Origin of the sequence: Aeromonas lusitana, from assembly GCF_002812985.1 — a bacterium.
Classification (GTDB): domain Bacteria; phylum Pseudomonadota; class Gammaproteobacteria; order Enterobacterales; family Aeromonadaceae; genus Aeromonas; species Aeromonas lusitana.
The window spans coordinates 1-18,054 of record NZ_PGCP01000028.1; the positions used below are offsets into that span (position 1 = coordinate 1).

General features: G+C 61.3%; 18 protein-coding genes and 1 rRNA gene. 9 read left to right on the forward strand and 10 right to left on the reverse strand.

Annotation, left to right across the window (positions count from 1 at the left end; translation table 11 throughout):
* The 5 genes from CUC44_RS15770 to pepQ all read right to left on the reverse strand — a co-directional run.
* Nucleotides 1–63, reverse strand: a 16S ribosomal RNA gene (locus CUC44_RS15770); the annotation flags it as partial.
* Nucleotides 64–508: 445 nt separating this feature from the next.
* Nucleotides 509–1,033: a menaquinone-dependent protoporphyrinogen IX dehydrogenase gene (hemG, locus tag CUC44_RS15775; RefSeq protein ID WP_167388928.1), complete on the reverse strand. Its 525-nt coding sequence runs from the start codon at nucleotides 1,031–1,033 to the stop codon at nucleotides 509–511.
* Between the two features lie 7 nt (nucleotides 1,034–1,040).
* Nucleotides 1,041–2,498, reverse strand: a complete 1,458-nt coding sequence (locus CUC44_RS15780; RefSeq protein ID WP_100860842.1) for a TrkH family potassium uptake protein — start codon at nucleotides 2,496–2,498, stop codon at nucleotides 1,041–1,043.
* Nucleotides 2,499–2,534: 36 nt separating this feature from the next.
* On the reverse strand, nucleotides 2,535–3,152 hold the full coding sequence (locus CUC44_RS15785) for a YigZ family protein (RefSeq protein WP_100860843.1): 618 nt from the start codon (nucleotides 3,150–3,152) through the stop codon (nucleotides 2,535–2,537).
* Complete coding sequence (gene pepQ, locus CUC44_RS15790) at nucleotides 3,152–4,474, reverse strand: Xaa-Pro dipeptidase (protein WP_100860844.1); 1,323 nt, start codon at nucleotides 4,472–4,474, stop codon at nucleotides 3,152–3,154. The genes CUC44_RS15785 and pepQ overlap by 1 nt, the downstream gene beginning before the upstream one ends.
* 197 nt (nucleotides 4,475–4,671) lie before the next feature.
* Between pepQ and CUC44_RS15795 the strand changes: the two genes are divergently transcribed.
* From CUC44_RS15795 to CUC44_RS15820, 6 genes are all read left to right on the forward strand, one after another.
* Nucleotides 4,672–6,609 carry an acetoacetate--CoA ligase gene (locus CUC44_RS15795; RefSeq protein WP_100860845.1) on the forward strand — a complete coding sequence of 646 codons (1,938 nt, stop codon included), beginning with the start codon at nucleotides 4,672–4,674 and terminating at the stop codon, nucleotides 6,607–6,609.
* 203 nt (nucleotides 6,610–6,812) lie between these two features.
* Nucleotides 6,813–8,960 carry a fatty acid oxidation complex subunit alpha FadB gene (gene fadB / locus CUC44_RS15800; protein ID WP_100860846.1) on the forward strand — a complete coding sequence of 716 codons (2,148 nt, stop codon included), beginning with the start codon at nucleotides 6,813–6,815 and terminating at the stop codon, nucleotides 8,958–8,960.
* Between the two features lie 21 nt (nucleotides 8,961–8,981).
* Complete coding sequence (fadA, locus tag CUC44_RS15805) at nucleotides 8,982–10,145, forward strand: acetyl-CoA C-acyltransferase FadA (protein WP_100860847.1); 1,164 nt, start codon at nucleotides 8,982–8,984, stop codon at nucleotides 10,143–10,145.
* A 361-nt stretch (nucleotides 10,146–10,506) separates the two neighbouring features.
* Complete coding sequence (locus tag CUC44_RS15810) at nucleotides 10,507–11,229, forward strand: response regulator (RefSeq protein ID WP_005323928.1); 723 nt, start codon at nucleotides 10,507–10,509, stop codon at nucleotides 11,227–11,229.
* 141 nt (nucleotides 11,230–11,370) lie between these two features.
* The gene (locus CUC44_RS15815) at nucleotides 11,371–12,816 is read left to right on the forward strand and encodes an ATP-binding protein (RefSeq protein ID WP_167388929.1); all 1,446 of its coding nucleotides are present in this window, start codon (nucleotides 11,371–11,373) and stop codon (nucleotides 12,814–12,816) included.
* Nucleotides 12,817–12,819: 3 nt separating this feature from the next.
* Nucleotides 12,820–14,076 (forward strand): ABC transporter substrate-binding protein, encoded by a 1,257-nt coding sequence (locus tag CUC44_RS15820; RefSeq protein ID WP_100860848.1) that lies wholly within the window; start codon nucleotides 12,820–12,822, stop codon nucleotides 14,074–14,076.
* Nucleotides 14,077–14,121: 45 nt separating this feature from the next.
* Here CUC44_RS15820 and CUC44_RS15825 read toward each other — a convergent pair whose 3' ends face one another.
* Nucleotides 14,122–14,313: a hypothetical protein gene (locus CUC44_RS15825; RefSeq protein WP_033132548.1), complete on the reverse strand. Its 192-nt coding sequence runs from the start codon at nucleotides 14,311–14,313 to the stop codon at nucleotides 14,122–14,124.
* A 171-nt stretch (nucleotides 14,314–14,484) separates the two neighbouring features.
* Between CUC44_RS15825 and tusA the strand changes: the two genes are divergently transcribed.
* Both tusA and CUC44_RS15835 read left to right on the forward strand, forming a co-directional pair.
* Nucleotides 14,485–14,730, forward strand: a complete 246-nt coding sequence (tusA, locus tag CUC44_RS15830; protein WP_042642635.1) for a sulfurtransferase TusA — start codon at nucleotides 14,485–14,487, stop codon at nucleotides 14,728–14,730.
* Between the two features lie 20 nt (nucleotides 14,731–14,750).
* Complete coding sequence (locus tag CUC44_RS15835; RefSeq protein ID WP_100860850.1) at nucleotides 14,751–15,098, forward strand: RidA family protein; 348 nt, start codon at nucleotides 14,751–14,753, stop codon at nucleotides 15,096–15,098.
* Nucleotides 15,099–15,395: 297 nt separating this feature from the next.
* Here the strand turns inward: CUC44_RS15835 and CUC44_RS15840 are convergent, their stop codons facing one another.
* The 4 genes from CUC44_RS15840 to CUC44_RS15855 form a co-directional block, all read right to left on the reverse strand.
* On the reverse strand, nucleotides 15,396–16,052 hold the full coding sequence (locus tag CUC44_RS15840; protein WP_025328796.1) for an OmpA family lipoprotein: 657 nt from the start codon (nucleotides 16,050–16,052) through the stop codon (nucleotides 15,396–15,398).
* 170 nt (nucleotides 16,053–16,222) lie between these two features.
* Nucleotides 16,223–16,465 carry a hypothetical protein gene (locus CUC44_RS15845; protein WP_100860851.1) on the reverse strand — a complete coding sequence of 81 codons (243 nt, stop codon included), beginning with the start codon at nucleotides 16,463–16,465 and terminating at the stop codon, nucleotides 16,223–16,225.
* A gap of 119 nt (nucleotides 16,466–16,584) precedes the next feature.
* Entirely contained in the window at nucleotides 16,585–16,839 is a 255-nt protein-coding gene (locus tag CUC44_RS15850) for a hypothetical protein (RefSeq protein WP_100860852.1), read from the reverse strand.
* A gap of 78 nt (nucleotides 16,840–16,917) precedes the next feature.
* Nucleotides 16,918–17,172, reverse strand: a complete 255-nt coding sequence (locus CUC44_RS15855) for a hypothetical protein (protein ID WP_100860853.1) — start codon at nucleotides 17,170–17,172, stop codon at nucleotides 16,918–16,920.
* 282 nt (nucleotides 17,173–17,454) lie between these two features.
* On the opposite strand from CUC44_RS15855, the gene CUC44_RS15860 reads away from it, so the two are divergent.
* Nucleotides 17,455–18,015 carry a cysteine hydrolase family protein gene (locus tag CUC44_RS15860; RefSeq protein WP_100860854.1) on the forward strand — a complete coding sequence of 187 codons (561 nt, stop codon included), beginning with the start codon at nucleotides 17,455–17,457 and terminating at the stop codon, nucleotides 18,013–18,015.
* Nucleotides 18,016–18,054 lie beyond the last annotated feature (39 nt).

Consider the following 18,054-nt stretch of genomic DNA (forward strand, 5'->3'; position numbering starts at 1 on the left):
GACTTGCATGTGTTAGGCCTGCCGCCAGCGTTCAATCTGAGCCATGATCAAACTCTTCAATTTAAGTTTGGTTGCCTATAAAGGCGGCTCAATGAATTGCTGAAATAAACTGTGACAACTCAGGTCACCCTGAATCGTCTTGGTCACTTCACCAGACATTGAAAATCAAAAATTGTTTTTTGATGCTCGATGCTGTGAGTGCCCACACAGATTGCTTGATTCAAATTGTTAAAGAGCGTTGCAACGTTTCGTCGCTGCGGGAGTGGCATTCTACTCAACCGCCTTCTCGAGTCAAGCCTTATTTTCAAAGGCTTTTCGAGGCACCGACTGGCTTGTTTGCGTTGCCGCTTGCCCTGTCGATGGAGGCGCATTATAGGGAGCTGAAACTTTCTGGCAAGGGGAAATATGCAGAAAAACCTGTTTTTTCCTATTTTCAGGTTCGAATGCCTATTTATCCAACAAAAAGCCCCGCATCGGCAGGGCTTGGGGCTGTAGGAACACAGATTTGCTATCTTTTTGACCAGAATGCCTTGGCAAAATCACGCACCTTGTTCCAATCGGTGAACTCGAGGTCCTTGCTGGTATTCGTGCTGCCACCGGTCATCTTCATGATCAGCTGGATGATGCGGGTCTGCCACCAGTTGTAGCGGGAGTACTGCAATGCCCCGGCAAAGACACCCAGGGTCTTCGGCTTCCAGGGAGAGAGGCGCAGGAACTTCTTCATATAGGCATTGGTTTGCGGCGTCTGCTTTTCCGGTTTGCGCGCGGTCAGGTTGACACAGAAGAAGGCGGCATTCGCCACTTCCAGCTGTTCATGATGAGCATGGACGAAACTGAGCAGGCTAGGATGGAAGTTGCCGTAACGAATGGAGGCGCCGATCAATACCTTGGCATACTTGCTGAGATTACATTTGGGCAGGGTATGCAGATCCTGCATCACCACTTCGCATCCTGATATTTCCTCCAGCATGACATCCACGATTTTACGCGTTTGCCCGTCCCGGGAAGAATAAAGCACCAAAATCTTGTCCATTGAAACCTCAGCTACGCCAGAATGCAGGGGTAAACAGTACCAGAAGTGTGAAGATTTCCAATCGGCCAAACAACATGGCCACAATCAGTATCCACTGCGCCGTCGCCGAGATCTTGCCGAAGTTGGCCGACACTTCCCCGAGACCTGGCCCCACGTTGGTGAAAGCCGCTGCCACCGCAGAGAAGGCGGTCACCTCGTTCAGACCCGTCATCAGCAGCAGCAGCATGAAGACGAAAAACAGGATGATATAGGTGGCGAAGTAGCCCCACACCGCCTCGACGATCCGCTCGGGCACGGCGCGACGCCCCAGCTTCAGGGTATAGATGGCGCGCGGGTGCACCAGTCGCTTGAGCTCACGCATCCCTTGCAGGAACAAGATCATGAAGCGCATCACCTTGATACCGCCGCCGGTACTGCCGGCACAACAGCCGATGAAGGCGGAGAACATCAGCAACATGGGCAGGAAGGAGGGCCAGTCCGCATAGCTGGTCGTGCTGTAACCCGTGGTTGTGCCAAGCGACACCGCCTGGAACAGGCCATGGTTGAGCGCCTCCTGCCAGGTGGCGTAATGGCCGTGGAACAGCAGGGAGACGAAACAGATGAGGATCAGCACCCCCTGAATGCCCAGGAACACCTTGAGCTCTGAGTCGCGCAGATAGCTGCTCAGGCGCACCGGCTTGTGGGCGAACACCATGAAGTGCAGGGCGAAGTTGACGCTGGCCAGCAGCAGGAACACTACCGTGATCAGGTTGATAGCCGGGCTGTTGAAGAAGCCGATGCTGGCATCATGGGTCGAGAAGCCCCCCACCGACAGGGTGGAGAAGGAGTGGCAGATGGCATCGAACAGGGTCATGCCCGCCATCCAGTACGCCAGGGCGCAGAGCGAAGTCAGCAACAGATAGATGAACCAGAGCGCCTTGGCTGTCTCGGCGATGCGCGGGGTGACCTTGTTGTCCTTGACCGGCCCCGGGATCTCGGCGCGATAGAGCTGCATGCCCCCGATACCGAGCAGCGGCAGTATGGCGACCGCCAGTACTATGATCCCCATCCCCCCCAGCCACTGCAGCAGCTGACGATAGAAGAGGAAAGCCTTGGGCAGGTTGTCCAACCCGGTCAGCACGGTCGCCCCCGTGGTGGTCAGGCCGGAGAACGACTCGAAGAAGGCCTCCGACACCGACATGCCGGGCACTTCGCCGAGCAGGAAGGGCAAGGCCCCCACGCTGCCCAGCACGACCCAGAACAGCACGACGATGAGGAAGCCTTCCTTGGATCTCAGGTCTTTCTTCTGATGACGGTTCGGGAACCAGAGCATGGCGCCGAGCAGCAGGGCGATGAAGAAGGAGTTCACAAACTCGGCACCGCCCCCGTCACGATACCCAAAAGCGACCATGGCGGGCAGCAGCATGGTCGAACTGAATAACGCGACCAGCAGGCCAACGATACGGATGATGCTCAGAATTTGCATTCCGGCTCCCTCTTCAGGCTAAAAGAGCGATGGATTCTAGCCATCTAAGGGACGAAGAGATACCCGGCCGTGGGTTCTATCGGTCAATTCTTGGGCCACCTGGGTCCAGATTACCGTGTCCCAGGCGATCTGCAGGCTGACCTGCTGACCATAATCCGCCGTCAGCAGTTGACCCTGATGGGCGGCGATCAAGGCCTCCACCGCCCCCATGTCGGTATAGTCACAGCAGATAAGGGATGGCCTCTGTTGGCGCTTGACCCGGGTCTCGAGTTGCTTGAGCGCCGCCCCCACACCACCGCCATAGGCCTTGACCAGGCCGCCGGTGCCGAGCAGCACGCCGCCGTAGTAACGCACCACCACGGCCGCAATTTCGCCAATCCCGGATCCCATCAGCTGGGCCAGCATGGGCTTGCCTGCCGTGCCAGAGGGCTCGCCATCATCGCTGAAGCCATAGGCCTGACTGTCCTGCGGCGCGCCAGCGACAAAGGCCCAGCAGTGATGCCGGGCCGTCGGGTGTTGCCGTTTGACCTCGCATATCCAGGCTTTGGCTTCCTCAACCGTCGGCGTATGGGCCAACAGGGTGATGAAGCGGCTCTTCTTTATCTCTTCACTCAGCTCCAGCGAGGCGGCAGGGATGGCGTAGTCTGCCGCCATCAGAGTCCTGCTTGCCGCGTCAGGTTTTCCACGCCGTCGCCGTGCAGCACCACGTTGTCTTCGATACGGATGCCACCGAACGGACGCAGCGCCTCCACCTTGTTCCAGTTGATACGCTTGCCCTGCTCATTTTTGCGCAGTGGCTCCAACAGGCTGTCGATGAAGTAGAGACCGGGTTCTATGGTGAACACCTGGCCCACCTCCATCACCCGGGTGCAGCGCAGGTAGGGGAACTGCTCGGGGGCGGCCAGATGGGTGCCACGCTCGTCCTGCATGAAGCCGCCCGCGTCGTGTACCTGCAGACCGAGGAAGTGGCCGAGCCCGTGCGGGAAGAACACGTTGGTCACCCCTGTGTGGATCATCTCATCCACCGACATGTCCACCAGCTCCACCGACTGCAGCAGGCGCGCCAGCCTGTGGTGCATCTGCAGGTGCAGCTCGCTGTAGCGGCGACCCGGCTTGATCTCGTCGATGATCTCCTGCTGCTGGGCGTCCAGCGCCGCGATCAGGTCGGCAAACTCGCCACGACGCCAGGCCCAGGTGCGGGTGATGTCGGAGGCATAGCCGTGATAATCCACCCCGGCATCGATCAGGAAGGAGTGACGCTCTGCATCCGGCACCCGCTGGGTGGAGAGATGGGTGTAATGGAGGATGGCCGCGTTGCGGTTGATGGCGATGATGTTGCCATAGGGCGCCTCATTGGCCCCCTGCCCGACCGCCTTCATGTAGGCCAGGTTGATCTCGAACTCACTCGCCCCCGCCATGAAGGAGTCCTTGGCAGCGATGTGACCACGCACACCGATGCGGTTGGCCTCACGCAGGCATTCGAGCTCATAGGCAGTCTTGTAGGCGCGGTGATAGTGCAGATAGTTAAGCACGGCCTCGGGATTGGGATGACCCAGTCCCAGCAGCTCGGCCACCTCGAGATGACCGCCGAGGTAGGCCCACTCTTGCTTGTTGGCGGGCAGATGATCGGCGACCTGCTCAGGCCGGGTCAGGAAGCGGATATCGAAGAAGTCGACCCAGAAGGCATTGGGCAGCTCCGCCACCTTGTGCCAGAAATCCACAGGGCGATAGAACAGCAGCACCGGCTTGCTGACTCCGTCCACCAGCAACCAGCAGTGGGGGTTGTCCAGCACGGGCAACCAGGCTTTGAACTGCGGATTGACCTTGAAGGGATAGTCCTGATCGTCGAGGAAGATGCGATGGGTCTGACCCGAGTGAATGGCCAGACCGCCGATCCCCTGCTGTTGCAGTATGTCTCGGGTGCGTTGTTGCAGGGTATCGAGGTGCTGGGCAAAAAGTTGGCTGTAACTGCTCATGGCGTCCTGCTCCGGGCAAAATGTGGTTTTAGCATAACATCAAGCGGATCCGGGCTCGAGCCGTCAAGCTGTCGCTTCGTGAGGTAACGCATAGGTTACAGGCTTTATGTTATGAAACAAAAACCAACCATTAACAAATAGAGAACAATTCAATACACTGCCCCTAGACAGTAGATATCAGCAGTCAGGAACGATTCATGCAAAACCTTTGTCTGTGGCAGCCGGATCAGGACAGGATTCAACACTCCAACCTTTGTCACTTCATGGCCGAGGTGAACCATTTCCACGGCCTGCAGCTGCGCAGCTACGCCGATCTCTACCAATGGTCGGTGGAGAAGACCACTCGTTTCTGGCCGCTGGTGTGGCAACACTGCGGCGTCAAGGGCGAGCTCGGCGACATAGTGGCGGAGAACCGCCAGGAGATGCAGCGCGCCCGCTGGTTCCCGGACAGTCGCCTCAATTTCGCCGAGAACCTGCTGCGCCGCCAGGACGAGAGCCCGGCCATCATCTCCCGCATCGAGGGGGGCGCGAGCCAGACCCTGAGCTGGGCCGAACTCGGCGATCAGGTTGCCCGCCTGAGCCAGTGGCTGCGCGGCCAGGGCATAGGTCGTGGCGACGTGGTGGCGGCCTATCTGCCCAATATCCCGCAGACGGTGATCGCCATGCTGGCGGCGACCAGCCTGGGGGCAGTCTGGACCTCCACCAGCCCGGATTTTGGCGAGGCCAGCGTGGTGGAACGTTTCGGCCAGACCAGACCCAGGGTGCTGTTCACCGTGGATGGCTACCGTTACGCCGGCAAGACCATCGACATCCAGGCCAAGGTGGCCAGCCTGGTGAGCCAGCTCGACAGCATAGAGCAGACGGTGGTGATCCCCCTGCTCGGTAACCCCTTGCTGCTCGGTCAGGAGTGGGGCCAGATCCTGGCGAGCCAGGAGGGCGCCACCCTGCAGTTCGAAGCCATGGGATTCAACGACCCCCTCTATATCCTCTACTCCTCCGGCACCACGGGCAAACCCAAGTGCATCGTCCACGGCATCGGCGGCACCCTGCTACAGCATCTGAAAGAGCATCAGCTGCACTGCGACATCAAACCGGGGGAGCGGGTCTTCTACTTCACCACCTGCGGCTGGATGATGTGGAACTGGCTGGTGAGTGCACTGGCCTCCGGCGCCACCCTGGTGCTCTACGACGGCTCCCCCTTCTACCCGGACGGTAACGCGCTCTGGGATCTGGCCCGGGACGAGCAGGTCACCCTGTTCGGCACCTCGGCCAAGTACCTGGATGCCTTGCACAAACAGGGCTATGCCCCGATCAAGACCCATGAGTTACCCGCACTACGGCTCATCTGTAGCACTGGCTCCGTGCTTTCCCCCGAAGGATTCGACTACGTATACCAAGGAATAAAGCAGGACGTGCTGCTGAGTTCCATAGCAGGCGGCACGGATATCTGTTCCTGCTTCGTCATCGGCAACCCCATCAGCCCTGTCTATCGCGGCGAGAGCCAGGGTCGCGGCCTCGGCCTAGCGGTGCAGGTATTCAACGAAGCGGGCCAGCCGGTACAAGGGGAGAAGGGGGAACTGGTCTGTACCAAGCCCTTCCCCGCCCAGCCCATCTACTTCTGGGGAGACGAGAGCGGCGACAAGTACCACGCCGCCTACTTCGAGCGCTTCCACAACGTCTGGTGCCACGGTGACTGGATCGAGCTGACCGAGCATGGCGGCATCCTGTTCTACGGTCGCTCGGATGCCACCCTCAACCCAGGCGGCGTGCGCATCGGCACCAGCGAGATCTACCGCTACGTGGAGCAGCTCGATGAGGTGGAAGAGAGCATCGCCATCGGTCAGCAGTGGCAACAGGACGAGCGCGTCGTCTTGTTCGTCAAGCTGAAGGCCGGGCTCAAGCTGGATGAGGCCCTGCGCGATCGCATCCGCCAGCAGATCAGCCAGCATTGCACCGTCCGCCATGTGCCCGCCCGCATCCTGCAGGTGGATGCCATCCCCCGCACCAAGTCCGGCAAGATAGTGGAGCTGGCGGTGCGGGAAGTGGTACACAACCGCCCGGTCAACAACACCCACGCCCTCGCCGATCCCGAGGTGCTGAGCCAGTATCGCGACCGGCCAGAGCTGGCCAGCTGATCAGTTACAGGTCATATAAAGAGGCGCCCTTGGGCGCCTTTTTTCTGCCCCTTCCTCAGGAAGCGCTGTTACATCACAAGTGTTAAACGAATGTTTTAAATAGGTGTTGTAATTGTCTTGTTTTGGATCAATATTGAGCCTCGCCCCCTGCTGGGGAGAAAGGAGCAAAGCCCCCCACCACGTGGGAACAAGGAGACACTCTCATGATCTACCAAGGCGAAACCCTGTCGGTCAGCTACCTCGAAAACGGCATTGCCGAGCTGAGGTTTGATGCCCCGGGTTCAGTCAACAAGCTGGATCGCGCCACCCTGCTCTCACTGAGCGAAGCGATCGCCGCATTACAACAAGAACGTGAACTAAAAGGTCTGATCCTCACCTCTGGCAAAGACGCCTTCATCGTCGGTGCCGACATTACCGAATTCCTGGAACTGTTCGATCTGCCGCAAGAAGATCTGCTCGGCTGGCTGAAGAAAGCCAACGACATCTTCAGCGCCATCGAAGATCTGCCGGTGCCGACCCTGTCCGCCATCAAGGGCCACGCCCTGGGCGGTGGCTGCGAGACCATACTCTCCACCGACTTCCGTCTGGCCGACACCAGCGCCAAGATTGGCCTGCCCGAGACCAAACTCGGCATCATGCCGGGCTTTGGCGGTACCGTCCGTCTGCCGCGGGTGATCGGTGCCGACAATGCGCTGGAGTGGATAACCACCGGCAAGGATTACCGTGCCGATGACGCCCTCAAGGTCGGCGCCGTCGATGCCGTGGTCGCCCCCGACGCGCTGCAGAGCGCGGCTTTGCAGATGATCAAGGACGCCATCGCAGGCAAACTGGATTGGCAGGGCCGCCGCGCCGCCAAGAAGGCCCCCCTGCGCCTGTCCAAGCTGGAAGCCATGATGAGCTTCAGCACCGCCGCCGGCATGGTTGCCGCCGTGGCGGGCAAGCACTACCCGGCCCCCATGACGGCGGTGAAAACCGTCGAGGCCGCCGCCGGCATGAGCCGCGACGAGGCGCTCATTGTCGAGGCACAGGGCTTCATCAAGCTGGCCAAGACAGACGTGGCCAAGGCCCTAGTCGGGATCTTCCTCAACGATCAGCACATCAAGGCGCTGGCCAAGAAGGCCGCCAAGCAGGCAAGCAAGGCGACCAGTCACGCCGCCGTGCTGGGTGCCGGCATCATGGGGGGCGGCATCGCCTACCAGTCCGCCAGCAAGGGCATTCCGGCCGTGATGAAGGACATCAACGAGAAGGCATTGGCGCTCGGTATGGGTGAAGCCACCAAGCTGCTGAACGGCCAGCTCGAGCGCGGCCGCATCGATGGCATCAAGATGGGCCAGGTGCTCTCCGCCATCACCCCCACCCTGAGCTACGACAGCGTCAAGCACGTGGATCTGGTGGTCGAAGCCGTGGTCGAGAATCCCAAGGTGAAGGCCGCCGTGCTCGGCGAAGTGGAAACCGTCATCGGCGATGACGCCGTCCTCGCCAGCAACACCTCCACCATTCCCATCTCCTTGCTGGCCAAGGGTCTGAAGCGCCCCGAGAACTTCTGTGGCATGCACTTCTTCAACCCGGTGCACCGCATGCCCCTGGTGGAGATCATCCGCGGTGAGAAGACATCGGATGAAACCATCAACCGCGTGGTGGCCTACGCCGCCGCCATGGGCAAGTCCCCGGTCGTCGTCAACGACTGCCCTGGCTTCTTCGTCAACCGGGTGCTGTTCCCCTACTTCTTCGGCTTCACCAAGCTGGTCGCCGATGGAGCCGACTTCGTGGCCGTCGACAAGGTGATGGAGAAGGAGTTCGGCTGGCCCATGGGCCCCGCCTACCTGCTGGACGTGGTCGGCATCGACACCGGCCACCATGCCGGTGACGTCATGGCGCAAGGCTTCCCGACCCGCATGAGCAAGGACGGTCGTACCGCCATCGACGCCATGTATGACGCCAGCCGCTTCGGTCAGAAGAATGGCAAGGGCTTCTACGCCTACGAGCAGGACAAGAAGGGCAAGCCGAAGAAGGTGGCCGACGCGGCCGCTTACGAGCTGCTGGCCCCCATTGCCAAGGCGCAACAGGCCTTCGACAAGGACGCCATCATAGCCCGCATGATGATCCCCATGATCAACGAGGTAGTGCTCTGTCTGGAAGAGGGCATAGTCGCGACCCCGGCCGAGGCGGACATCGCCCTGGTCTATGGTCTGGGCTTCCCTCCCTTCCGCGGCGGCGTGTTCCGCTATCTGGACACTATCGGTCTGGATCGTTACGTGGCCATGGCCGACCAGTATGCCGATCTGGGCCCGCTCTATCGCGTCAGCGACAAGCTGCGTGAGATGGCCGCCCAGGGCAAAACCTTCTACTGATTGCGGAAAGGAGATCCATTCATGAAAGACGTAGTCATTGTCGACTGTATCCGGACCCCCATGGGCCGGTCCAAGGGCGGCGCCTTCCGCAACGTACGTGCAGAAGATTTGTCCGCGCACCTGATGAAATCCATCCTGCTGCGCAACCCCAACCTCGACCCGAACGAGATCGAGGACATCTACTGGGGCTGCGTGCAGCAGACCCTGGAGCAGGGCTTCAACATAGCCCGCAACGCCGCCCTGCTGGCCGGCATTCCGAAGCAGGTCGGTGCGGTCACCGTCAACCGCCTGTGCGGATCCTCCATGCAGGCGCTGCACGATGCCTCCCGCGCCATCCAGGTCGGTGACGGGGACATCTTCATCATCGGCGGCGTGGAGCACATGGGTCACGTGCCCATGAGCCACGGGGTCGATTTCCACCCCGGTATGGCAAAATCCGTGGCCAAGGCCTCCGGCATGATGGGGTTGACTGCCGAGCTGCTCGGCAAGCTGCACGGCATCAGCCGTCAGCAGCAGGACGAGTTTGCCGCCCGCTCCCATCGCCGCGCCTATGCCGCGACCGTGGAAGGACGCTTCGCCAAGCAGATCGTCGGGCTGGAAGGCCATGACGCCAGCGGCGCCCGCTTCTTCTACGACTATGACGAGGTGATCCGCCCGGAGACCACGGTCGAGACCCTGAGCCAGCTGCGCCCTGTGTTCGATCCGGTCAACGGCACCGTCACCGCCGGTACCTCCTCGGCCCTGTCCGATGGGGCTGCCGCCATGCTGGTGATGAGCGCGGACAGAGCCAAGGCGCTGGGGCTGACCCCGCGCGCCAAGGTGCGGGCCATGGCCATCGCCGGCTGCGACGCCGCCATCATGGGTTACGGACCCGTGCCCGCCACCCAGAAGGCACTCAAGCGTGCTGGCCTGACCGTGGGTGACATCGATCTGTTCGAGCTGAACGAGGCGTTCGCCGCCCAGTCCCTGCCCTGTGTGAAAGACCTGGGATTGCAGGATCTGGTAGACGAGAAGGTGAACCTGAACGGCGGCGCCATCGCCCTCGGTCACCCACTCGGCTGCTCGGGCGCCCGCATCTCCACCACCCTGATCAACCTGATGGAAGAGAAGGATGCCACCCTGGGTGTCGCGACCATGTGTATCGGTCTGGGCCAGGGCATCGCCACCGTGTTCGAGCGGGTATAACGAAAGCCCCTGGCTGGCCGCTCATCTCGGGGTCGGTCAGGGTTGCTCCTGTCTGAGTTCAGACAGGCACGCAATAGATAGCACTCCTCCTTGAGGAGTGAGCAAGAATTGTCACTTTTGGGGTCGGCCTTGCCGGCCCGTCATCGAGTCTGTGGGTGTCACCACACGGGGAACACCCTGCCGTCGGAATCTGCGCATTGGCCGCCCCGTTTGGGTCGGCCTTTTTTCGTTTTCATGCCAGATCATGCTCACTTCTGGGGCTATATTGCCCATAACCTCACATTAGAGGGGGGCCTTGCTTGCTTTTTGCTCCCTCGACAGGTTCAATCTGCACAAAAAAATGGGGTGGACGCACATACATATGTCAACGAGCAAACAATTGCTGATCGTCGACGACGACCAAGAGATCCGCGAGCTGCTCAACGAGTACCTGACCCGGGCGGGTTTTCAGGTATTGACGGCGGCGGAGGGCAACGAGATGCGCCAGCAACTCGCCCAGCACAGCCCGGATCTGATCATTCTGGACATCATGATGCCCGGCGACGACGGCTTTACCCTGTGCCAACAGATCCGCCGCGACTCCCAGGTGCCCATCATCATGCTGACCGCGGCCTCTGACGAAGCGGATCGGGTGATCGGCCTCGAACTCGGCGCGGATGACTACATCGCCAAGCCGTTCAGCCCGCGTGAACTGCAGGCCCGCATCAAGGCGCTGCTGCGCCGCGCCGAATTCCGTCAGCCGGAGAAAGAGAAGGAGCCGAGTCGTCGGCTGCGTTTCGCCGACTGGACCCTGGATACCCTGAGCCACCAGCTGACCCACGATGATGGCAGCCTGCTGGATCTCTCCGGCAGCGACGCCCTGCTGCTCGGCATGTTCCTGCAGCAACCCGGCGTGGTGCTGGACAGAGACACCATCTCGGACGCCACCCGCGGCCGCGAGAGTCTGCCCATGGAGCGTGGCATAGACGTGCAGATCAGCCGATTGCGCCAGAAGCTGGGTGACAACGGCAAGAGCCCGCGCATCATCAAGACCATACGCGGCAGTGGCTACATGCTGATCGCCGAAGTCCACGAGATCCCATAGCGGCAACCAGCATGGCTTCGCGCTAGCGGCGACATGCTGATCCACAAGAGGTGCACCAGCTCCCATGAGAGACCAGAAGTGCTGGCAGGCGCGGCGCCATAGTCGCGGCAACCTGCTGATCCACAAGGGGCGCACGACTCCATGAAAAGCCGGCGCCTCTGGCAGGCCCTGGTGCCGCGCTCCCTGCTGTCGCGGATGCTGCTGTTGCTGCTGCTCGCCATCCTGCTCTCCCAGACCATACTCACCGGCATCTGGATGCAGCAGATCCAGAAGCGGGAGCTGGAGGGCATGCTCAGCACCACCCGCAACCTGGCGCTGTCGGCGGCCTCCACCGTCAACTTCTTCAAGTCCCTGCCCCTGCAATACCGCCACATAGCGCTGGATCAGCTGCGCAACATGGGGGGCAGCCGCTTCTTCGTCTCCCTGAATGAAGAAGAGATCCATATCAGCGCCATCCCGGACAGCGAACGCAAGACGCTGGTGCTGAAGGAAGTGCAGGACGTGCTCAGCCGCAAGCTCTCCGACGCCATGGCCATCAAGGTGGACTTCTCCCGCCCGGAAGAGCTTCACGTCTTCAACAACGACACCCTGCTGGCGGACCTGCCCTCCTCCTGGGCACGCTACACCCTGTCCCTCGAACCCATCAATCCTCCCGTGCTGGTGACCCAGATAGAGATAGAGCCGGGGGAATGGCTCTACCTGGCGGCCCTGCTGCCCGCCCCTTATATGACCCTGGATGACACCGTCATGCCGAGCAACCAGGTGCGCTTCATCGCCCTGATGACGGTCTTCCTCTGCTTCTTCACCTTCATGCTGGTGCGCTGGCAGACCCGGCCTCTGCGCCGCCTCGCCAAGGCCGCGGTCAACCTCGGCAAGGATATCGATCAGCCGTCGCTGAAGGAGGAAGGCGCCTCCGAGATCGTCGCGGCGACCCGCGCCTTCAACATCATGCAGCAGCGCATCCGCCGCTTCATCGATGACAGGGAGCGGCTGTTCAGCTCCATCTCCCACGATCTCAAGACCCCCATCACCCGGCTGCGGCTACGGGTCGAGCTGCTGGACGACGAGACCCAGATCGCCAAGTTCAACAAGGATCTGGACGAGCTGGAGCTGATGGTGAAAGGGGCGCTGCAGACGGTAAAAGAGACCGACATCCACGAGAACCTCGAGCAGATCGACGTCAACGCCCTGCTGGAGCAGATGGCGGAGTCCATGAACCTGCACGAAGACCTGCTCACCATAGAGGGGCACTGCAAGTGGCCCTATCGCGGCAAGCTGCTGGCTCTCAAGCGTTGCATCGGCAACCTGGTGGACAACGGTATCAAGTACGGCAACCGGGTCCGCATCATCGTCATGGACGATGAGGAGATGCTGATCCTGTTCATCATGGATGAGGGCCAGGGCCTGCCGGAAGATCAGCTGGAACGCATCTTCGAACCCTATTATCGGCTGAGCAAGGATCCTTCCGGGACCGGCCTTGGCCTTGGCATCGCCCGCAACATCGCCCATGCCCACGGCGGCGATCTAGTGCTGGAAAATCGCCCCCAGGGTGGCCTGCAGGCCACTCTCTCCCTACCAAGGCAGTAATGTATGAAGTGGTTCCCGTTTGCCGTTGTTACCCTGTTTGCCCTGCCCGCCGCCGCCTCCCAGGTAGAGGTGCTGCACTGGTGGACCTCGGGTGGCGAGGCCAAGGCGGTGGAGGTGCTCAAGTCTGAATGGGCCGAGCGCGGCAACCAGTGGAACGACTTCGCGGTGCAGGGTGGCGGCGGCAAGAGCGCCATGACGGTACTGAAGAGCCGGGCGCTGGCCGCCAACCCGCCGGAGGCGGCGAACCTCAAGGGTTACGAGCTGCACGAGTGGGCCAGCCTCGGCTTCTTGCGCGATCTCAGCCCCATGGCCGAGTACCTCGGCTGGTATCAGCAGCTCTCCCCCATGGTACGCGAGACCCTGAGCCAGAACGGCGCCCTGATGGCGGTGCCGATTGGCATCCACAGGATCAACTGGCTCTGGATCAACCGCAAGGTATTCGAGCGCCTGCAGCTGCAACCGCCGACCGACTGGAACCAGTTCGTGGCGGTGGCGGAGCAGCTCAAGGCGCAAGGGGTGGCACCGCTCGCCATCGGCAACGAACCCTGGCAGCTGACGGTGCTGTTCGAGATGGTGGCCCTCGGTGAGGGGGGCAAGGAGTTCTACCGCAAGGCCTTCCTGGAGCAGGACGAGGCGACCCTGACCGGGCCCGACATGGTACGGGTATTGACCCGCTTCCAGCAACTGAGGGCCTATGTTCCCGAGAAGTACGCCGGGCTGAAGTGGCACCAGGCCACCAACCTGCTGGAGAGCGGCGGCGCCGCCATGCAGATCATGGGGGACTGGGTGAAGGGGGAGCTGAGCGCCGGCAACTATCGCCCGGGAGAGGATATCGAATGTCTGCCGAGTCCCGGCAGCCAGGGTCTGTTCAGTTACAACCTGGACTCCATCGCCATGTTCAAGCAGCGGGATCCCGCCCAGTTGCAAGCCCAGGGCGAGCTGGCCCAGTTGCTGATGACGCCCAAGTTCCAGGAGGAGTTCAACCGGGTCAAGGGCTCCATCCCCACCCTCACCAAGCCGGACATGAGCCGCTTTGATCGCTGCGCCATCCGCTCGTACAAGGACTTCCAGCAGGCGGAGCAGGCCGGCAACCTGCTGCCCAGCATGTCCGACGGCATGGCGGTGCCCACCAACATGCGCCAGGCGATCATGGATGTGCTGAGCGGCTTCTTCAACGATGCCAGAGCCAACCCGGAGCAGACGGCGCTGCAGCTGGAACGGGCCATGCGCTCGACACGATCCGGCACGGAGCAGAAATGACAAAGGCGGACTTTGTCCGCCTTTGAGTCATCGACACCTGACTGTTCAGGAGCGATCGTTCTCGTCCTCATCCTCGTCGTAGTAGTCACTGAGCTCAATCCAGAGCCCCAGCCCTATCATCACCATGGATCCGAACCAGGTGCCGGTATTTCCGATCGGGCTGCCCAGTACTATCATGGCGAACGACAAGAACCCCATGCCTGCGTAGGCTTGCAATCTGCCGTAGGAGACCTGCATATTCACACCTCCTTGTTGAATATGGTTCAATTTTTATATTACTCATCGGACGGAGAGTGGATAGAGCAGGATCACACTTTGGTTACATATGCTGCATATCGGCCCTGTGATTTGATTATTTTTTCGCCTTGAGTATCATTGGCAGCTGATTTGGTTGAAGGTTGATTATTGATGAGTGCTTTATTCTGCGACGCGACCCACGAGTTGGACGCAATCGGGCTTCGTTGCCCCGAACCCGTGATGATGGTGCGCAAGAAAGTGCGGCTGATGGCCGAGGGCGAGACCCTGCTGGTCAGCGCCGACGATCCCTCCACCACCCGCGACATCCCCAGTTTCTGCCGTTTCATGGATCACACCCTGATCGCCAGCGAAACCGAGCAGGCCCCTTACCGCTATCTGATCCGCAAGGGTCAATGAGCCCAGCACAGGAAGAGTCCATGACAGCCATTACCCGAATCGGCACCACCCAGCGTTGGTCAGATGTGGTCATTCACAACGGCACCCTCTACGTGGTGGAAGTGCCCGCCACGGATGAAGCCGACATTCATCAGCAGACCCGTGAGGTGCTGACCAGCCTGCAAGGCTTGCTGGAGGCCAACGGCTCCGGCGTCGACAAGATCTTGATGGCCAACATCTATCTCAAGGACATAAGCGATATCGCCGCCTTCAACGCCCAGTGGGATGCCTGGATCCCGGAGGGCACCGCCCCCGTCCGCGCCTGCGTACAGGCCCGTCTAGCCCACGAAGGCTACAAGGTCGAAGTGCAGCTGACTGCCGCTGTATAAGCCGCCATTGTACGAGCCCTGTGACTGATCGCTGAGCAAGCCGCAAATCTTGCGTCTGTTCCCTCTCCCTCTGGGAGAGGGCAGGGTGAGGGGCCTCTCCTGTTGCCTGCACGGCTCGCAATAAGGAACGCTTATCCCCCCTCATCCCCGACCCTTCTCCCGCGCGGGGAGAAGGGCACAGCGCACCGGCACAGATAACAGAATGGTGCCAAGCGGTTGCTTCCTTTCTCCCAGCGGCACCCATAAAAAAGCCCCGCCAGATTGGCGGGGCTTTTTTATTGCCGGGAACCGGACCGCTTAGGCGGTCGGGGTCAGGGTGATGGTCACCCGACGGTTCTGGGCCTTGCCGGCGGCTGTGCTGTTGGTGGCAACCGGCTGATCCGGGCCCACACCACTGGTGGAGATGCGGCTGCCGGTCACACCCTGGCCGATCAGCTGGGCGGCGACGGCGTCGGCGCGCTGGGCGGAGAGCTTCATGTTCAACTCGCGGGAGCCGGTGCTGTCGGTGTGGCCGACCACGTTCAGGCGGGTCTTGTCGAACTCGGCCACTACCATGGCGACGCCGGACAGGGTGTTGGCACCGGCCGCTTTCAGCTGGGCGCTGGAGCTGTCGAAGGTGACGTTGTTCGGCATGTTGAGGATCAGCTCGTCACCGTTGCGGGTCACGCTGACGCCTGTGCCTTGCAGCTTCTCGCGCAGCTTGGCTTCCTGCACATCCATGTAGTAACCGATGCCACCACCCAGTGCGGCGCCGGCGGCCACCCCGGTCAGGATGCCCTTCTTGCGATCACCCTTGCTGGAGGAGAGGGCACCGACGGCGGCGCCGGTCGCGGCACCGGCCAGCGCGCCCCAGGCACCCTTGGAGGTCTGGGATTCACCGGTATAGGGGTTGGTAGTACAGCCCGTGATGGCGATGGTCAGGGCAAGTGCAGGAACGAGTTTCTTGAAATGCATGGAAAAAACCTCTGAAAAAGAACGACGCTAACCAATGGCCGCGCATTCTACCTCAGGGGAGCGCCAGAGTGTGACGTGCACGCGCAGGAATCAACAAGGGGGCCATGGCCCCCTTGTTTGCATCGCGAGGCGGCATCAGCCGCCACGTGTCTGCCCAAACGGGCAGAGCATCAATATTTGATCTCGCGGGCCTTCTTGCGCCCGTCCTGCTTGGCGTCACGGTGCTCCTGGCGGCAATCGGCATTGCCCACCAGACCACTGCGACACTCCTGCTTGGCATCCCGGGATTCCTGACGGGTATCCTGGCGCACATCGCGGGCCTCGCGGCGCTGCCTGGCCTGCTCGGTGGCCTGGGCCGGCAGACCGGTCAGCAGGACGGTGGCGGCAAGCAGCATGAGTACGGACTTCTTCATGATGACTCCTGAACTGGATGAGACGCACCGAAATGGCGTCTCTGAATTATACATGGCGCCTTGCGACCATGCCGGTCAGCACGGCCAGCCAGCAGAGCACCAATCCACCCGGACCAAGATCAGTATTTGACGTCGCGCGCCTGATCGCGCCCTTCCTGCTTGGCATCCCTGTGGTCCTGGCGGCAGTCGGCATTGCCCATCAGACCCTCACGGCACTCCTGCTTGGCGTCGCGAGACTCCTGGCGGGTGTCCTGACGGATGTCACGGGCATCCTGGCGCTGCTCGCTCTGGTTGGTAGCGTGCGCCGGGACGGCGGCAAACAGGGTGCAGGCGGTCAGCAGGGCGGCGCTCAGGCGGGATACGGAAACTGTCATGGCAACTCCAATCTGAATAGACTCGGCCACCGGGCTCGGCGGCCGTCATAGAAGATGAACGAGGCGTCCATCCCTTCCTCAATACTTGACGTCGCGAGCCTTCTCGCGCACGTCCTGCTTCACTTCACGCTTGTCCTGACGGCACTCGTAGTTGTCCTTATTGTCCGCCTGACGACAATCTATCTTGGCCTCGCGGATCTCGGGACGCACCTCCTGGCGCACGTCGCGGGAGTCCTGGCGATCGGTCGCCTGGGCGGGCAGGGTCAACAACAGGGTGCAACCGGTCAGGATCAGGCTGCCGAGGGAGAGGGTGCGAAATGCGGTCAGTGACATTGGATATCCTCATGATGGTTACCCCGATTTTGAGCAGATATGACTGTATGTCGGCTGTACCGGGCGCTGAAAAACGACTCCTACCCCGGCTGGCACTATGCGTGACAGGGACAGCTCACCAGATGATCGTTCACCATGCCCACCGCCTGCATGACGGATGCGACCCCATCGCCACGACAGACGCTGCAACGTCGGGCAGCGCTTGCAATCCCCCAGATGCGGGATTGCCGCTCAACGGCCGGTGACCCCAGAGTGGAGGACATTCCTCACGGAGCCATCCCCATGCCATCTCTGCCTCACGCCGCCCTGCTCGTCATCGACATCCAGACCGGCCTCCTTCACGGCCCCGAGGTACCCCATGCCGGGACCGAGACGCTGCTCAACATCAACCGCCTGAGCCAGGCGGCCCGTGCCGCCGGTGTCCCCGTGCTGGCGGTGCGCCACACGGGCCCGGCCGGTAGCCCCATCGCCGCCGGCAGTCCGCTCTGGCAACTGGCGCCGGAACTGGTTGTCGACGACGCCGATCGGGTGTTCGACAAGCAAAGGCCCAATGCGTTTCATGGCACCGGCCTCGATGGCTGGCTGAAAGAGGACAAGGTGCAGACCCTGATCGTCACCGGCATGAAGACCCAGTACTGCATAGATACCACCTGCCGGGCGGCGGCCGATCTCGGCTACTCAGTGGTGCTGGTGAGCGATGCTCATACCTGCATGGATACCCCACAACTTGCCGCAACGCAGATCATCGCCCACCACAATACCACCCTGGCTGGCCCTTTCGTGCGGCTGATGAGCAGTGACGAAGTGTGTGACGCGCTGACCCACACCCTTCAGCCCAGTTGATCCCGGATCCCAAACGAAGAAGGGAGGCTCAGGCCTCCC

Bases quoted from the DNA above. Each gene is read 5' to 3' on its own strand.
- fadA (WP_100860847.1), top strand. From the start codon at position 8,982: ATGAAAGACGTAGTCATTGTCGACTGTATCCGGACCCCCATGGGCCGG.
- fadB (WP_100860846.1), top strand. From the start codon at position 6,813: ATGATCTACCAAGGCGAAACCCTGTCGGTCAGCTACCTCGAAAACGGC.
- CUC44_RS15825 (WP_033132548.1), bottom strand. From the start codon at position 14,313: ATGCAGGTCTCCTACGGCAGATTGCAAGCCTACGCAGGCATGGGGTTC.
- CUC44_RS15795 (WP_100860845.1), top strand. From the start codon at position 4,672: ATGCAAAACCTTTGTCTGTGGCAGCCGGATCAGGACAGGATTCAACAC.
- CUC44_RS15845 (WP_100860851.1), bottom strand. From the start codon at position 16,465: ATGAAGAAGTCCGTACTCATGCTGCTTGCCGCCACCGTCCTGCTGACC.
- tusA (WP_042642635.1), top strand. From the start codon at position 14,485: ATGAGTGCTTTATTCTGCGACGCGACCCACGAGTTGGACGCAATCGGG.
- CUC44_RS15815 (WP_167388929.1), top strand. From the start codon at position 11,371: ATGAAAAGCCGGCGCCTCTGGCAGGCCCTGGTGCCGCGCTCCCTGCTG.
- CUC44_RS15780 (WP_100860842.1), bottom strand. From the start codon at position 2,498: ATGCAAATTCTGAGCATCATCCGTATCGTTGGCCTGCTGGTCGCGTTA.
- hemG (WP_167388928.1), bottom strand. From the start codon at position 1,033: ATGGACAAGATTTTGGTGCTTTATTCTTCCCGGGACGGGCAAACGCGT.
- CUC44_RS15850 (WP_100860852.1), bottom strand. From the start codon at position 16,839: ATGACAGTTTCCGTATCCCGCCTGAGCGCCGCCCTGCTGACCGCCTGC.
- CUC44_RS15785 (WP_100860843.1), bottom strand. From the start codon at position 3,152: ATGGCGGCAGACTACGCCATCCCTGCCGCCTCGCTGGAGCTGAGTGAA.
- pepQ (WP_100860844.1), bottom strand. From the start codon at position 4,474: ATGAGCAGTTACAGCCAACTTTTTGCCCAGCACCTCGATACCCTGCAA.
- CUC44_RS15835 (WP_100860850.1), top strand. From the start codon at position 14,751: ATGACAGCCATTACCCGAATCGGCACCACCCAGCGTTGGTCAGATGTG.
- CUC44_RS15810 (WP_005323928.1), top strand. From the start codon at position 10,507: ATGTCAACGAGCAAACAATTGCTGATCGTCGACGACGACCAAGAGATC.
- CUC44_RS15840 (WP_025328796.1), bottom strand. From the start codon at position 16,052: ATGCATTTCAAGAAACTCGTTCCTGCACTTGCCCTGACCATCGCCATC.
- CUC44_RS15855 (WP_100860853.1), bottom strand. From the start codon at position 17,172: ATGTCACTGACCGCATTTCGCACCCTCTCCCTCGGCAGCCTGATCCTG.
- CUC44_RS15820 (WP_100860848.1), top strand. From the start codon at position 12,820: ATGAAGTGGTTCCCGTTTGCCGTTGTTACCCTGTTTGCCCTGCCCGCC.
- CUC44_RS15860 (WP_100860854.1), top strand. From the start codon at position 17,455: ATGCCATCTCTGCCTCACGCCGCCCTGCTCGTCATCGACATCCAGACC.